At 47.5% G+C, this 15,537-nt stretch carries 13 protein-coding genes, 2 tRNA genes and 1 pseudogene; 4 read left to right on the top strand and 12 right to left on the bottom strand.

Going from position 1 to position 15,537, the window contains the following annotated elements; all coding sequences use genetic code 11:
- Positions 1-175 precede the first annotated feature (175 nt).
- The 3 genes from GSO_RS00085 to GSO_RS00075 all read right to left on the bottom strand — a co-directional run bounded on the left by GSO_RS00085 (position 176) and on the right by GSO_RS00075 (position 3,554).
- Complete coding sequence (locus GSO_RS00085) at positions 176-2,494, bottom strand: ABC transporter ATP-binding protein/permease (protein ID WP_010487587.1); 2,319 nt, start codon at positions 2,492-2,494, stop codon at positions 176-178.
- 212 nt (positions 2,495-2,706) lie between these two features.
- Positions 2,707-3,081, bottom strand: coding sequence for a hypothetical protein (locus tag GSO_RS00080; RefSeq protein WP_010487585.1), 375 nt, complete (start codon positions 3,079-3,081; stop codon positions 2,707-2,709).
- A gap of 50 nt (positions 3,082-3,131) precedes the next feature.
- Complete coding sequence (locus GSO_RS00075; RefSeq protein ID WP_010487583.1) at positions 3,132-3,554, bottom strand: hypothetical protein; 423 nt, start codon at positions 3,552-3,554, stop codon at positions 3,132-3,134.
- Between the two features lie 573 nt (positions 3,555-4,127).
- On the opposite strand from GSO_RS00075, the pseudogene GSO_RS15365 reads away from it, so the two are divergent.
- Positions 4,128-5,559, top strand: a pseudogene (locus tag GSO_RS15365) (MFS transporter).
- Positions 5,560-5,709: 150 nt separating this feature from the next.
- Here the strand turns inward: GSO_RS15365 and GSO_RS00065 are convergent.
- The 6 genes from GSO_RS00065 to GSO_RS00040 all read right to left on the bottom strand — a co-directional run bounded on the left by GSO_RS00065 (position 5,710) and on the right by GSO_RS00040 (position 11,784).
- Entirely contained in the window at positions 5,710-6,027 is a 318-nt protein-coding gene (locus GSO_RS00065; protein WP_010487581.1) for a thioredoxin domain-containing protein, read from the bottom strand.
- A 151-nt stretch (positions 6,028-6,178) separates the two neighbouring features.
- Complete coding sequence (locus tag GSO_RS00060) at positions 6,179-7,837, bottom strand: phosphoenolpyruvate carboxykinase (ATP) (protein ID WP_010487577.1); 1,659 nt, start codon at positions 7,835-7,837, stop codon at positions 6,179-6,181.
- Between the two features lie 248 nt (positions 7,838-8,085).
- The gene (locus GSO_RS16265) at positions 8,086-8,256 is read right to left on the bottom strand and encodes a FeoB-associated Cys-rich membrane protein (protein ID WP_010487575.1); all 171 of its coding nucleotides are present in this window, start codon (positions 8,254-8,256) and stop codon (positions 8,086-8,088) included.
- A gap of 17 nt (positions 8,257-8,273) precedes the next feature.
- On the bottom strand, positions 8,274-10,391 hold the full coding sequence (feoB, locus tag GSO_RS00050; RefSeq protein WP_010487573.1) for a ferrous iron transport protein B: 2,118 nt from the start codon (positions 10,389-10,391) through the stop codon (positions 8,274-8,276).
- Positions 10,378-10,869 (bottom strand): FeoA family protein, encoded by a 492-nt coding sequence (locus tag GSO_RS00045; RefSeq protein ID WP_010487571.1) that lies wholly within the window; start codon positions 10,867-10,869, stop codon positions 10,378-10,380. Before GSO_RS00045 ends, feoB begins: the two co-directional genes overlap by 14 nt.
- Positions 10,870-11,025: 156 nt before the next feature.
- A complete protein-coding gene (locus tag GSO_RS00040; RefSeq protein ID WP_010487569.1) occupies positions 11,026-11,784 on the bottom strand; it encodes an SGNH/GDSL hydrolase family protein in 759 nt (252 codons plus the stop codon).
- A 251-nt stretch (positions 11,785-12,035) separates the two neighbouring features.
- On the opposite strand from GSO_RS00040, the gene GSO_RS00035 reads away from it, so the two are divergent.
- A complete protein-coding gene (locus GSO_RS00035; RefSeq protein ID WP_010487567.1) occupies positions 12,036-12,809 on the top strand; it encodes a potassium channel family protein in 774 nt (257 codons plus the stop codon).
- Between the two features lie 354 nt (positions 12,810-13,163).
- Here the strand turns inward: GSO_RS00035 and GSO_RS00025 are convergent.
- Positions 13,164-13,236: transfer RNA gene (locus tag GSO_RS00025), tRNA-Thr, on the bottom strand.
- A gap of 4 nt (positions 13,237-13,240) precedes the next feature.
- A tRNA-Glu gene (locus tag GSO_RS00020) sits at positions 13,241-13,312 on the bottom strand.
- 197 nt (positions 13,313-13,509) lie between these two features.
- On the opposite strand from GSO_RS00020, the gene GSO_RS00015 reads away from it, so the two are divergent.
- Both GSO_RS00015 and GSO_RS00010 read left to right on the top strand, forming a co-directional pair.
- Positions 13,510-14,148, top strand: coding sequence for an NAD(P)-dependent oxidoreductase (locus GSO_RS00015; RefSeq protein WP_010487563.1), 639 nt, complete (start codon positions 13,510-13,512; stop codon positions 14,146-14,148).
- A 36-nt stretch (positions 14,149-14,184) separates the two neighbouring features.
- Positions 14,185-14,673, top strand: coding sequence for a MucBP domain-containing protein (locus tag GSO_RS00010; RefSeq protein ID WP_010487561.1), 489 nt, complete (start codon positions 14,185-14,187; stop codon positions 14,671-14,673).
- A gap of 65 nt (positions 14,674-14,738) precedes the next feature.
- Here the strand turns inward: GSO_RS00010 and GSO_RS00005 are convergent, their stop codons facing one another.
- Positions 14,739-15,260: a hypothetical protein gene (locus GSO_RS00005; protein WP_010487559.1), complete on the bottom strand. Its 522-nt coding sequence runs from the start codon at positions 15,258-15,260 to the stop codon at positions 14,739-14,741.
- Positions 15,261-15,537: the final 277 nt, after the last annotated feature.

The raw sequence follows: 15,537 nt of genomic DNA, 5'->3' as shown, positions 1-15,537 counted from the left end.
AATGAATCTTCATTATAATAGTTACGCCCGCCCAAAACAAATTTATGCAACTTTACGTCTTCTGCAAATGTCAGCTTTCCGGACATAGGCCCAATTGGAAAACAAAAAGCAAACGCACCCATCGTTATTCGCAGGTTCGTTTGCTTTGACATTGAAGTCTTAGATGATGAACAGATTAATCAGCACGTAACGCGATCGCTGCATCCTTATTGGCCGCCATGCGCGCTGGAATATGGCCGCCAAGAACCGTTAGAATCGTACTGATTAAGATCAGAATCACCGCGTGGATCGGATTCAGCTGCGCCACGTTCGGCAACTGGGTCATGTTATATAAGATGACGTTGATCGGGAAGGTCAGAAGCCAGGCAATGATAATGCCCAGTACCCCGGAACTCACCCCGAGAATGATGGTCTCGGCATCAAAGACCCGCGTCACATCCTTGCGCCGCGCACCCAACGCCTTAAGCACCCCAATTTCCTTGGTTCGCTCCAGAACCGAGGTATACGTCAGAATCGCAATCATAATCATCGAGGTCACCAGCGAAATCCCCGCAAAGGCGACCAAGACAATCGTAATTGCCGACATAATCCCACCGGTCATACTCGAAATCGTACCCGCCAAATCCGTGTAAATGACTTGATCGGCTTTTTTCTTGCCGTGGTTGAATTTATCCAGGTAGCTGAGAATCTTATCCTTATCTTTGAAACTCGTCGGATAAATCGTGATTTGCGTTGGCGTTTCTGAGCCGCCTAAACTGGTGATCAGCTGATCTTTGGTTGCATCGTCAATTTCCTGATTGGTGAAAATATTCACATCACTATTGCGTTGTGCTTTGACAACTGCAGAATCTTTATTCATCGCGACCAGATCTTTGGTTAACCGATCAGAGTATGCAAATCCTTGGCTCAAAAGTCCGTCACTGGTCTTGGAACGCGTCCGCAATACCCCGGTCACGGTTAACTCCCGATTGTCACTTTGTTGGTACGCATCCGCATAGTTCTTGGTCGGCACATAAACACTGCCACCAACATTTTGATAGTAGTGATCATTGGCAATGGCCTTTAGTTTTGTTCCTACAATATCGCTGAACTTAAGCTTCTGACCATTTTTAACTGAAAAGCCAAGGTTCTTCAACGCGTTAATATTCGTTGAATTGTCCCGATCAACAATCAAAATGACATCGCTGTCTTTCTTGGGATAACTTCCGGCAACGACTTCATAATTTTTCTTCAGATAACTGGTGCCGCCTTCGCGATCGACGGGATAAACCGATGAACTGACACTGGAAAAGCCGCGTTGTGATTGGTTATTTGTCGGTTTGGCTGTTGAAAATTGGACTGGCTTCACCTTCCCGTTGACGTCACGCAGTAAGTTCATGCCGGTGCCATACGTATAGCCAATGTTGTCGGTCAGGCGTTTGCTGATGCCATTCACATAATCAATATACTTTTGATTTAATTTGTTCGTGTGCTGCGCTTTGTCACTGGCACTTTGCTTTGCCAGCACCGTTTTGGTCGTCTTAAACGTTGATGTTTTGGTATTATCCTGGGCACCGGCCGTCAGATTGGTCGCGTTCGTTGAAATTGTGATGGGAAATTGGGCCAACGTTTCCGCTTGAGTATTATCAATCTGCTTTTGAAATCCCGATGAAAGCGCCAGGACGACCGCAATGCCAATGATCCCGATGCTGGAGGCAAACGCCGTTAGAAAAGTGCGGCCTTTTTTGGTCATAATGTTCGTAAAGGACAGCTTCAGTGCCGTCAAATAGCTCATTTTCGTCCGGCGCAGATCAAAATGACTGCCTTGTTCTTCCGCATCATACGGGCGCGAATCTGAGAGAATCTTGCCGTCCTTGAACTCGATAATCCGCTGGGCATAATCGTGCGCCAGTTGCGGATTGTGCGTCACCATGATGACCAAACGCTCCCGCGACAAGTCGGCAATCAACTTCATGATTTCCTGACTGGTTTCGGTGTCCAAGGCACCAGTCGGCTCATCGGCCAACAAAATCGACGGTTCCGAGACAATCGCCCGAGCAATGGCCACCCGCTGCATCTGCCCACCGGAAAGCTGATTAGGCTGCTTGCCCATGTGCTCTTTTAGGCCAACTTTAACCAGCGCGGCCTCTGCCTTTTTGCGCCGCTCCTTGGCAGAAACGCCGCTCAACGTTAAGCCGAGTTCGACGTTTTCCAAAATGCTCAGGTGCATGATCAGGTTATAACTCTGAAAAATAAACCCGACAGAATTATTCCGATAAGCATCCCAATCAGATTCCTTGAAGTTTTGGGTGGACCGACCATGCAATAATAGATCGCCTGAATCGTAGCGATCAAGGCCGCCAATCACGTTCAGCAGCGTTGTTTTCCCGGAGCCGCTGGGGCCAAGAATGGCTACGAATTCCTGTTCACGAAACTGAACCGAAACATCATCGAGGGCCTTCGTGGTGTAGTCACCGGTTTGGTAATATTTTTTAATATGCTTTAGCTCTAGCAACGTTTGCTCCTCCTCTTGCTGTCTATGGCAAGGCGTTGAAATGAAATAACTTGCCATATCTTAGCATACTTAGCGGCTACTTGATAATCGGTCTAAAGCCTAAGACGTTGCCGATTTGTCAAAAAAGTCAGCTTTTAGAATGCGGCGCCTGCGTAAATAAAAAGAACCTGCCTAAAAAAAGGAGGTCCTCCGATAGATCCGTGCCGATCAATTTAGGATGGCACACTGAGCAACGGTCGCCAATAAATCAAGTCCAAACTATGATCCGGATAAATGTAATAAGTAATGTTCAATTTGGAAAAAGGATTCGCCATTGCCATTAAATAGATCCGTTGCGGTGCGTGAGCCAATCCCGCAACAGAAACGAGAATATACTTGGCCATTTGTTCAAACAACGGTTGCGTCAAACCAGATGTTAGCTCAAAATCCAGATCCACATAAATAAGTTCTTTGGTTTGCCGCGTCAGCCTGATATGGTGAATCGGCATCCCCCCGAAATTACCTTCTCGGCTTAGTTCATCGACCATTTGTTTAATCTGGCGATGTTTAAACTGCGGGCGGGCAAACATCATGCGCCAAACTGCCAAGCACTCACCCCCTCTGCTTCAATTATGCCACATTGAAGCCGGGAAGCGGACTAAAAAATCGGATCAAGGATCTTGGAAAAGGCCGAATCGATCTGCGCACGAGCAGCCTGCTGTTCAGCCAAACCTGCATCGAAGCGTTCGTGATCGATTTGATCCGGGCCAATCGCCTGAAGAGTGTCTAACACCCCGCTGCGAATGCCACGCAAGCCGCTGACCAACACACGATGAAAGGCTGCATAATTGCACGGTGCAGCTTCAGCATCAACGCTGTCAACGAAACTGCAGAACTTAATCACATTTTTGGTGAAATACACACGCAACCGATCGAGACTTTCGCTGGCATAGCAATTGCCCTTCTCGATGTTCTTGCATGTGTGGACGTATTCTTTGAAAACTGTCTCAAAAACAAGGAGCCGTTCCAGATTCTGATTAATTACTTCAACATAACTAGGTGCATTGCTCGTCGCGTACATTTAAAAGTCCCTCCTAATCTTGTGCGTTCATCAACTTACACACTTAATTATACGTGTTAATGGCTTATAATCAATATAATTATTGACTAATATTTAAATACCTAACGTTATATAACCCGTTTAAAGGCCATTATTAGTGGACTTTGCATACATTACACCAGTCTGTGAAAACCCTTTTCTTTGACATTGTACGCAATGTATCTTTTTGTGAAAACTGAACTTATCAACGCGCAAGCCCCCTGTCTTGACATCCTGACTGCAACACGTCTTTTGTTGGCTAAGCGCTTCCATCAAAAATAAGATAACGAAAATATTTTTTAAATATTTTGAACTTATATTTCAATATTCCTCAACAATCGTGCAAATACTGGCTATAAAGATTCTTATTTCAACGTTGTTATAACTTATTTTATTTTAACGAAGGGAGTTAATAGCAAGTTTTCACAACATCACCTATAATCGAAGAGAGAGCATGATGCGGGCACTGCTTGAGGTTAAGCGCTTCATCGGTTGAGTGAAGCTTATCCCGTATGACGCGTCATGACCGTTATTCCTTTTTGGAGGGTGCAAACATTGAAAGACTATCCAAAGAACTACCCCCTTGATCCGCGTACTTTTTTTGGAATCAATACCATGGGGCTCATTAGCACAACGGCGTACTATCTTTATACGGCTGTCTTAATGATGTTTATTACCGATTATTCCGGGATTTATACAGGCGTTCCAGGTAAAGCGGCAGCTGTTGCAACGACCTTATTATTTGTGGGTCGGCTTTGGGATGCGGTGAATGATCTGTGGACAGGTTATGTAATCGATATTTCCCCGCGAACCCGCTGGGGCAAGTTCAAGCCCTATGTACTGGCAGGCACTTTTTTTTGCAGGCATCTTGGGCATGATGCTGTTTCACATTCCTCAAGGCATCAGTGATTTTGGCAAGGAAGTTTACCTTTATGTTGTCTATTTTTTGTTTATGCTTGCTTATACGATCATCGTCACCGTGCCGTTGACCAGTACGATGTCCGCAGATCAGGAAATTCGCTCCAAACTTATTTCATGGCCCCGAATTACCAGTAACGTGGTCGGTGTCGTATTTGCCTTCTTCATGGCCATTGCCACCTTTCTTGGAACTAAGAAGAGTCCCAATATCCCGCTGACGGTCGACGTGATCGTCATTCCATTTTTGATTATTGCCTTGATCGGCGGCTTCATGGTCAAAGAAGGGCCAGTTGCTGAAGGCACCAAGCCACCGAAACTGCGGGATATCGGCCGGATGGTGAAGATCAACAAGCCTTTTCGGGTCAACTTGTACTTTACCTTTGTCGGCGGCTTTGTCTGGGCCTTGCTCACCGCGACATCCCTGTACTACATCAAATACGCATTTGGCGTGGCTAATCTAGGGATTCAGTCTATGTATTTTGGCTTGTTAACCTTGGTCACGTTGGTTGGTGGGACATTCATCTCGCAAAAGGCCATGAAATATATGTCGGCACTTCGCGGGATCCAACTTTGCTATTTAGGCATGGCACCGTTCCTGCTCTTAATGTTCGCCATCAATGAGTTTCAGGTGATCCACAATCCTTGGCTGTTCTACATCCTGATTGGGATTGTCATGACGCTTGCTGGCGCACAGTTTGTTCCCGCCAACCTGATCATCATGGAGACGATGGATTACAATCGCCTCAAGCTGAATTCAGGGATGGAAGCTACCATCAACGCGGTCAACATGTTCTTACAGAAACTTCAGTCCGGACTGGCTACAATTGGCGTCGGCGCAGCACTCTTACTCGTCGGGTACAACGCGCAAACCCTTGAAAAAGCGGCGCAGGTACCTGATAGTCTGCTTCAGAGTTTAGGCGTCGTGTTGTTTGGTTTACCGGCCATTTTCTCGTTTGTCGCCTATCTGTTGACCAAGCAATACCCGCTGCAAGGCGAAGCCCGCACCAAAATGTATGCCGAGCTCGCAGCCAAAACTGCTGCAGCTCAAAAGAAAGCCGCTCAGTCTTGAGCCAAAGTTGTTTCGAGCGGTTGTCGGCTGTATTTTAAAACGCCATCAAAAAGACGCTAGCGATCAAAGAGATTTGTCGCTAGCGTCTTTGTTGTATTTGCGGATTAACTCTCCCGCACTATTCGCCCGCGTGCATCGCCGGCATGTTGATTATCCTAGCCGATTAATCGCTGCCCAGCTTGCGAGAGCCTCGGGATGAAAACCATTCCAGGTGGCCAAGACATCCCCGGTTTCATCGTCGCGCACCCGCACAATTGGGAAGCGATCATAACCATCCTGCCGAAACTTCACCACTTTTTGCGCACTCCAAGCACGCTTGAGTGGATCGTCCGAATTGGGATCCACCAAATTCGTTTCACCGCGGCGATTAGTCGTGCGAAAACGCTGATGATGCGTCAACAGCCAGCGCCGCGTCAACCGGCAAGCTTCGCAATGGGGCTTTTCGTAAACTACAAAATGAATTGCCATACGCATATCCTCCATAAATGGCCTAGTGCCGCTGTCATGCAATTGATACGAAGCGTATGTCCTGTCGTTTATACTATCCCTTATTTTAAGCGAGCGTGCAATGATGGAAATTGAGTTTGCCTTTTGTTATGTCGCACCTGAACGCCAAAAGTCAGTCCGACTCTGAAAGCGCGGTAAGAATCTTTTCCAGTGCGTGAGTGGCAGCTTCCGGCAACTTATCATAGCCACCATCGGCTGTCTCTTTGGTGGCCAAAAATGCTAGGCGAGCTTCCAACCGCTTGCGCAACAAAGCCCGATAATCAGGGGCCGTAAAGTCTACTTTAAAGGCTGGTAACACCAAATAACTCATATCTGGTAACGGCCCAAATGGTTGAAATTGTGCAGTACCATCTACAATCGCCGCAATTGCATCCAACGTGTCAGCCGGTTTCACTTTTTTCCCGCGGTAAAAACCGGTATTGAGAATGTAACAAGTCGTGCCACGTTCCTGAAAGAGTTCATAAAAATCCTGGTAGTCTTCGGCTAGCGGATAACAACGAAACGGATTGGCAAACGGTTCAATGACCAACTGATCGCGGTCCACATGAGCCCCGACGTTTTCGGCAGTTGATCGCTTAGTCGCTAACGTTGCCCCAAATGCCGCTGCCAAGTCAGGATTCTCAATCCGGATAACCGGTGGCAACGTGTCGTCTTTCATGATCCAGAAAACCGCGTCAATACTTTCAGTCAGATGATCGACCCGATTTGGCGTCACATACCGCGACTTGACCGTCCGCCCGTTACCATTACGAATATCCTCGGTGACTAATGTCTTTCGGCCTTGGTCATCCAAAGTAACGCCCACATTTTGCACTGTCAGAAAATACCGAATTCCTGGATCGCTTAACGGATAATCCTGAGTCTTGTCAAAATATGCCGGTTCCAGCGCAGTCGTGGCGCCGGTTTGGCGATCAATGACGAACGCGTCGTCGTGTAGCACTTTAACTGGATAACGATCACCGTGACTGGTCAGTGTGATCGTTGATTTACCCGAGCCAGACAGACCAAACGCTGCCATCGTATACGTCCCATCTTGCCGCTGATACTGTTTCATCCCACCGTGACAGGCAACAAAGCCATTTCGATGTGCCGTCGCCCACGCCAACGTCAAGGTGCCTTTTTTCAATTCGCCAAAATAGCGTAAGCCCAAGATAATCGCCGCATTGTGTAGCGGATCAAAAATCGCCAGGCCATCCGGATACGCCGGATCGTGCCAATCAGGATCGGCATAAAGATAAAGGTCATCTTCTGGAAGCGGGCGCGACTGGGCGTAGTGCTTTTTGGCTTCATCCGTCATGATTTGAAAGTTCAATAAATAGCTGTAGAGGTTATTCGCGTAGGCTTCAGGCAACATCATATGCGCTTCAACAGAAAAATCCGGTGATAGACCAACCACAACCCGGCCACTCAAGAACCGCTTACGGCTGCCTTGAAATACGGCTTCACGCGCAACTTTTGCCATCGTGCCCGCATCAACACCAGGCTGTCCGATAATCCGCCGGGCAGCAGCGGTCCGACCGACAACTTGACCGTCATTTGCAACCAAGATACGGGCGTCTTCAGGCAGCCCGAGATCACTGGCATGCTGAATCGGCAAATCCGTGATGATGACACCTGGTGCGGCTTTGGCCAATTCGTATGCCTCTGTCAATGTGGTCACCGGCTGGACATTTGTGCCATAAAATGCCGTCTCGACGGTCGCTTTGAGTGGTGAAAAATAGCCACTCGCTGCGGTCACCTCACTGCTCGGAAATTGTTGTTTTGTTGTCATGGTTGCATCCCCCTTGTACATCCGGTACACCGCAATGGTTCTTACCCCTGCGCCGCTATCTCCTCCGTTTTATGCAACGGTCGCCGAAGCGCAAACAATGTACGTTCAGTCGTTTTTTGTAAAGGCTTTCACAACTCAATTATACATAGTTCACTTTAGCAACGCGAGTTTTAAAAATTCACCGGATCACAAAGGCTATTTCAATCACAAACCACATTCACTTACCACTCAAGCGGCATTGAAACTCGCTATGCTTTACGCCGTTTGTTGGCCTGAACCATTTTGGCCTGATCAATCAACGGACAGCCAACATCTTCACATTGGCCGCAACCGCCTGCTTTGTTTTTTCGAAAAAAAGTGCGATATAAGACGAGAACGATCGCCAAAACGACGACACTGCCAATCAGCCATGTTGCCATGATAAAAGATCTCCTTTTTAAATATCCGTGCTATAACCCGACGCAACCACGGGGTGTGGACGTTTGAGCCACAGACCGTAAATAATGAGTGTCACTGCCACTGCGACCAAGCCGATACTAAGCAAATTGGCCTGACCACCCACAATGAGACTGCCTTGATAAATCAACATCGTCAGCAAATACGCCACGCCTGTTTGATACCCAACGGCGCGCCAGGTCCAGCGCGCATCGCCAAACTCCTTGTACATGGTGCCAATAGCCGCAAAGCACGGGGCACATAAAAGATTGAACATCAAAAACGCATACCCTGCCATCGCCGGATAAGTCGCCCGCAATGTCTGCCCAAAACCGCCAGTCCCACCGAAGCTAATGTGCAGCGTGCTGACACAATTTTCCTTAGCGATCAACCCGGCTAAAGTAGCCACTGTGGTGTGCCAATCACCAAACCCAAGCGGTGCAAAAATCGGGGCAATGACCCCACCAATCCCTCGTAACATACTCTTATTTTGCTGGACCATGTGTAACGTAAAGTCAAAGTGCGAAAGGAACCATAACAAAACACACGATAAGAAAATAATTGTCCCAGCCTTATGCACAAAGGCGCGTGCCCGAGACATGACACTGCGATAAAGGTTGGTGACGCGCGGCAAATGATACGCTGGTAACTCCATGACAAACGGGGCTGGAGGTCCGGCAAATAAAGCAGTCTTTTTTAGAAAAATGCCAGAGCAGACAACGGCAATAATGCCCATGAAATAGGCTGACGGCGCAACCCAGCTGTTATTCGGAAAGAAGGTTCCGCTAACCAGCGCAATAACAGTCAATTTAGCGGAACACGGCATAAAGGTCGTCAGCATAATGCTCATTCGCCGATCTTTTTCGCTTTCAATCGTTCGGGTCGCCATGATGCCCGGAACCCCGCAGCCGGTAGCGATCAAAATTGGAATAAAACTTTTGCCGCTAAGATTAAACCGGTGAAACAGCCGATCCATCACAAATGCGATTCGCGCCATGTACCCGCAGTCTTCAAGAATACCCAGACATAAAAACAGCATCATGATCTGCGGCAGGAACCCTAACACGGAACCAATCCCACCGATCAACCCGTTCACGATCAGACCCGACAACCACGGTGCCACGGCCCAACTCTTCAATGCCCCGCCGACCACCGCCGGCAACCATCCGCCAAAGACCGTATCATTGAGATAATCACTGCCGATGGTTCCGACTGTCTGGATCGAAAGGTAATAAACCACCCACATCACCAGTACAAAAATCGGTAAGGCCAGATAGCGATCCGTCACGATGCGGTCAATCCGATCGCTGACGGACATGACAAAATCTTCTTTATCAACGACACACATCGCCATGACGCGGGCGATGAAATCATATCTAGCATTCACGATGATGCTATCACTCGCATCATCAAAAAGATGCTCAGCCGTATGTAAAATTTCCGTGACCTGTTGCTGTTCAGCAGATGTAAAAGCTAGCTGCTGCACGATTTGCGGATCTTTTTCAAAAAGCTTGATGGCATACCATCGCAAACGATCCGCAGGTACGCGTTTGCCGATGACTTCCTCAAGCATGCTTAAAGCAGATTCGAGCCGCGGATCATATTCCGGAAAAGCATATGGTTTAGGTAATGGCGCCTGGATGGCCTGCACAAGTTCTTTTAAGGCTGCCGGTTTGGTGGCAGTGGTGCCGATAACTGGTACCTGCAAGGCATAACTTAACTTTTTCAAATTGATCGTGCGGCGATGGGACTTTTCAAGGACATCCATCATGTTGAGTGCCACCATCAATGGCCGCCCGGTTTCCATCACCTGCAAGGTTAAATACAGATTGCGTTCGAGGTTCGTAGCGTCGACGACATTAATCACTAAATCCGGTTGCTTTTCGAGCAAAAAATCCCGCGTCACAATTTCTTCACTGCTATAAGGCGAAGGCGAATAGGTTCCCGGCAGGTCTTCGATGATCACCGCCGGATTGGCTTTAAGCCGACTGGATTTTCGTTCAACTGTGACCCCCGGCCAATTGCCAATATGTTGTTTGGCACCGGTCAGCGCATTAAACAAAGTTGTTTTGCCACTATTAGGGTTGCCGACAAGCGCTAAAGTCTCATCCATGGTCATCAGCGGTCACCTCCGTTACCAGCACATGCGCCGCGTCTTGCTTACGAATACTCAACTTATAACCACGTACCGCTAGCTCGATGGGATCGCCAAGCGGTGCAATCTGGTGAATTTTCACCAACGTCCCTTTGGTTAAGCCCATGTCCATCAGGCGGTGTCGCAGCGGCGGATCTCCTTGAATCTTCTGCACCAACCCAGTTCGCTTGATTGGCAAGTGGGCTAACGGTATCGCCGGCTTATCAGCATCTGCGGCAAACGGTCGCACCACCAGCAAAGCAGCAATCTCGTCACTGATAGCCAGTCGCTGCCCCTGAAAGAAAATCACCAGACCGGTCACTTTGCTCGCAGGTTGCACCACTGTTAGCTTCTTGCCGGCGACCAGTCCCATCTCAGCCAAATGCCGGCGCAATGCAGCACTGCCTCCGACACTCATTAGCAAATAAGCTCCCGGTTGTTTGGTATCAAGCAATGCCTGCATCTGCTCACCTCCACGATGATCGCCAGCGATAGACGATCATTAATCTGTCTCGATGTCACCGGTATTTAAAATACTGTCATGAGAATATCTGTTATCATTTTTCCGCTTGGTTACTAACCATCAACCGCCCAGCACCCGATCAGGCGTCGAAAAAGGTCATTGTGCTTTTGCCAAAACGGCTTTTGCAACCGTCGCAACATAATGCGGCTGACCATCAGTTGACGGATGGGTTTTGTCGGCTGTCAGCCAATCATCATGACCGGCAGAAGCACCATGCCAATCAACAATATGCAAATTCTTGTAACGCTTGGCCATTTTGCCCAGATCGCGATTGACCTCATCCGTCCATTTCGCATCAGAACGGACATTAATCCAATAAACCTGACGCTGATCACCAATACTTGTCATAATGGATTGAAATGCCTCATTCGTAAACGTGCCATTTGTGCCCAAACCGATGATCACGGTATTGGCCAATTTGCCAGAAGCGGCCAGTGACTTAAACAAAGCCGGAACCTGATAGATTTGGCGGCTAACCGTCGCATCAAAATAGATCTTTGGGAACAATTCTTTATACAGATACTCACTGCCAAGCATCACGGAATCACCGACCGCCGTCACGGATAATTCCTTAGCGGCTTGAACTTGATGATAGCTGAGTCCGTCAGCAGCAAAATCTTTATAGACTGGATCCGCTGCCTTTTGGGAAGCTTCAACCGCCTGACTGGCCTTGGCAGCCGAACGTGACTCGGCAACCGAACGTGCCTTGGAACGCGACACGGATGAAGCTTCTTGAGCTCTTGCCTGCGCCTGCCGATTAAGGCCAAACCACAAACCGCCCGCCACTAAAATGACCGCTAAAATCACAATCGTCCAAATCAATCCCGCTTTTGAACTTGTTTTCTGTCTATGCATACTGCACCCCTTCAACCAATCACTTACCGTACGATCATAGCATACAAGCGCTTAAAAAAGGGCGATAAGTTGCTTGGGATAGGGATTTCGGAGAAGATTCTAATTTTTCGCTTTTCTTGGGATTCCATAAGCTCGCTCTATAAATGATTGAACTCTTGTGATCCTAAAGATAGAATTAAATCATCGTTAAAGACGCTGGGTTATTTCGTTCGCGTTGGGTATGGGGCAACTATGTAATTGGGGATGGCATTTTGAAATCAGATTCACGTTTTATTCGTTACTACAATGTTGTGATTGCACTACTGGCGGTCATTTCTATTGTGATGGTTATTTTGGACTATTCATCAGTCATTAGCCTGACAGCCTTTCCCTACGATGTGGTAGACAATGCGATACTCGCTATCTTTACCGTCGATTACTTCGCACGCCTCTTAACCGCAGACAACAAGTTTAAGTTCTTTAAAACTCACTTGCTCGATTTGTTGGCAATCATTCCCTTTAACGCCATTTTTTCGTTTTTCCGGTTTGCCCGGGCCTTTCGTATCGTCCGACTCAGCCGCGCATTTCGCATCACCCGACTTGCCGGCATCATCAGCATTTTACAAGGACGAACCAGGAAGTTTCTCCACAAAGGCGGTCTCATTTATTATCTATGGTTATCGGTCATCCTAGTCATCATTGCGGCTGCCATCTATTCATTAGCCGAGGGTGCTTCATACAGTGATTCAATCTGGTGGGCAATCGTCACCGCCACCACCGTTGGCTACGGCGACATTTCACCCCACACGCTTCTAGGAAGAATTGCCGCTGTTCTACTCATGTTCAATGGCATCGGTCTCATCGGCGCTCTCACAAGCTCTATTACTGCTTATTTAGCAGAAGACAACAACACTGTTTCAACGCAAATTGACGATCTGCTGAAACTTAAAAAGCTGCTTGATTCCGGAGGGCTAAGCCAAGACGAGTATGCGCAGTTGAAGCATCATATTTTGGCAAACGCAAGTCAACGTGACACGGATGGATAAAATCGATGTTCCCATATTTCGTCTACGCGAATTTCCAAGAGGCTTGGCCATGTAACATCAGCACCACTCTCAACGTCTATTCGCATATTATTAACGAGCTAGATGAACAACAAAATGAGAAGGCTCTCGGCGCACTTGATGATCTCACGGATCTCACGGCACCGAAGAGGCCTAACGCCAACAATGAGTTGATGTAAATGTGCATCAAATCGAGTTGGTGCACAAAAAATATCGGCAATGTGCAACGTATTTGCACCAAAGTTTCGAAAACTGGGAAAATTCGGGAAAATAAAAAAGCAGAAGCCTTAACATCAAGGTTTCTGCTTTTAAGGAAAAGCTAGGAAAGCTTATTTCTGCCGGCTGCAGGACTTGAACCTGTGACCCTCGGTTTACGATACCGATGCTCTACCAACTGAGCTAAGCCGGCATACTGACCCGTACGGGATTTGAACCCATGTTACCGCCGTGAAAGGGCGGTGTCTTAACCACTTGACCAACGGGCCATTGCTGAACAACAAGTAAGATTATACAGGAGCAATATAGCACTGTAAAGCCTTTTTTCTCACACAATTTCGATTCCGAAAAGTGTGTCGAAAAGACAGCGGAAGATTTAATTTTGAGCCAATTTAATTGTCTATCTACTTTTAGTAAGTGTATCATAAACTTTGAACCGACTCGTTATGAAAGGATGTTGTTATAGATGAAGATTGCAATTATTGGTGCGACTGGCAATGCAGGATCAGCGATCTACAAAGAGGCGCTCAAGCGAGGCCACGAAGTTACCGGTTACGTTCGTCATCCAGACAAAGGTATCGGCGTTCTTCCGCCTGATGCCGAACTCGTGCAGCAAGACGCCTTCACCCTCACCCGCGATCAGCTGCTAGGCTACGATGCGGTTGTTGATGCCTTCGCAACAACCGTTGAACAAGCCTATCCCCATATTGATTTAGCCGATCACCTGATCCACGAGTTACGGGAGACCACCTCTCCGCGGCTAGTCTTTATTCTAGGAGCAGGCAGCCTGGAAACTGACGGCAACCTCCTGTATGATTTACTTAAAAATGATCCGCATGCACCGGCATTTATCAACACGCCTAAGAACCAGCTCAGAGAATACCAGCTACTGCAGTGGACCGACAATGTCAACTGGATTGGCATCTCGCCAAGCATGAACTTTGAACATGGGCCGGCAACTGAATACGTTCGCGGCGACAATACACTGCTAAAAGACGATGACGGTAAATCCGTTCTCAACAGCGGTACACTGGCAGTTGCGTTGTTGGATGAATTGGAAAAGCCAACCATTAATCAAGCACGCTTCACCGCCCGCAACGCTTAGTTCTTTTTTAAATCATCGAAAAGGATGTGAAATTATTTGGCACAAGTCACTTTAACCATTCATTATGTCGATGAAAACGGCAAGACATTAGGCCCAGACAATCACTTAATGAATACGCCAGAACATCATTTTCGACTCACTGCTCCGACCTTAATCGGTTATGATTTTCAAAAAGCCGTTCTCCCAGACGGCCAGCATGTCGGTGATCCAACTGTCACCGGTACTATGACGGGTAATGCCCCGCAGCTAACCTTTATCTACACAACGGCACCATCACTGGTTCATCACCCGGTTCCGGCAACACTGGTTATTCAGTACTTTGATAATCACAACCGGCCATTGCGTGACGCCCAGGTGCTGCATACCAAAACCGGTCACCAATATGAACTAACAGCACCGGACTTCCCTAATTTTCGGTATCACCACGCCATGTTACCCGGCGGCATGACCATGTCCGACAAAACCGTCTCTGGTCGCCTGATTCAGCCACACAATGAACTGACATTTATGTATGAACCTAAGTAAATTCTTGTTTCAATCAAAAACAGCTTCCGTTATGGCTTCATTGCCATGCGGGAGCTGTTTTGTTTTTACTGACCGGTCAATAAATTCTGTAACGTACTAGTGTTACCTTGTTGTTGCAACGATTTGACATCCTGATACGCTCGATAATAGTCACCTGAAGCGATCGCTTGGCGAACCGGAGTGATCGCTTCCTCTTTGAACAACAACGCTGCAGCTAGCTTAGCTTGCGCCTGATTGGCACCAGTTGCCTTTTGCAGTAGAACCGCTGCCTGATCCTGATCTTGCGCGGCTTTCATGATCGTACTCATTTTGGTCTCTTTCAATGTATCAGCTGCGCGCTGGAGTGCGGCATCAGTCGTTGCATTGCCCGTCTTCTGCGCAGTAATTTCCGACACCAAGCGAGATTTAACCGCGGCATCTGCTGGCGTATCATTCCCCGTCACATTGCGAATCGTATTATTGATTTGCGGAAAAAAGAAAACGCAAGCCACGATCAACAAAAGCAAGACACCTGCGATAATTCCAAAAATTTTAAGTCCCCGATGACGAGGCTTTTTCTGCTGGCGAAGTTGAATCCGATTATTCATCACGATACCTCTTTCATTTTTACTGACGATGTTCTGTATCAACATTATGCGGATATTGCCAAGCCCGGTCAAGTTTGACCATTACATTATTGGCAATAACCACGTACCCGCTAAGCTACTACGTTTTTAAGCATCTTTTCGTGTATTCAAATGACAGATCAATCTCAATAAATGGTGACACTGTGTCACCCCTTGTTTCATAATGTCATTAATGATCACTTACATCAATTTTTTGTAGAAAAAAACACCCGTCAACGACGAGTGTTTCATTAGCTCC

Origin of the sequence: Lacticaseibacillus zeae DSM 20178 = KCTC 3804 (assembly GCF_000260435.1) — a bacterium.
Lineage (GTDB): Bacteria > Bacillota > Bacilli > Lactobacillales > Lactobacillaceae > Lacticaseibacillus > Lacticaseibacillus zeae.
Note: the sequence above shows the minus strand (reverse complement) of the source record. Positions and strands in the feature narration are given on the sequence as shown.

Bases quoted from the DNA above. Each gene is read 5' to 3' on its own strand.
- GSO_RS00075 (WP_010487583.1), bottom strand. From the start codon at position 3,554: ATGTACGCGACGAGCAATGCACCTAGTTATGTTGAAGTAATTAATCAG.
- GSO_RS00065 (WP_010487581.1), bottom strand. From the start codon at position 6,027: ATGGCAATTCATTTTGTAGTTTACGAAAAGCCCCATTGCGAAGCTTGC.
- GSO_RS00060 (WP_010487577.1), bottom strand. From the start codon at position 7,837: ATGACAACAAAACAACAATTTCCGAGCAGTGAGGTGACCGCAGCGAGT.
- GSO_RS16265 (WP_010487575.1), bottom strand. From the start codon at position 8,256: ATGGCAACATGGCTGATTGGCAGTGTCGTCGTTTTGGCGATCGTTCTC.
- feoB (WP_010487573.1), bottom strand. From the start codon at position 10,391: ATGACCATGGATGAGACTTTAGCGCTTGTCGGCAACCCTAATAGTGGC.
- GSO_RS00045 (WP_010487571.1), bottom strand. From the start codon at position 10,869: ATGCAGGCATTGCTTGATACCAAACAACCGGGAGCTTATTTGCTAATG.
- GSO_RS00040 (WP_010487569.1), bottom strand. From the start codon at position 11,784: ATGCATAGACAGAAAACAAGTTCAAAAGCGGGATTGATTTGGACGATT.
- GSO_RS00015 (WP_010487563.1), top strand. From the start codon at position 13,510: ATGAAGATTGCAATTATTGGTGCGACTGGCAATGCAGGATCAGCGATC.
- GSO_RS00005 (WP_010487559.1), bottom strand. From the start codon at position 15,260: ATGAATAATCGGATTCAACTTCGCCAGCAGAAAAAGCCTCGTCATCGG.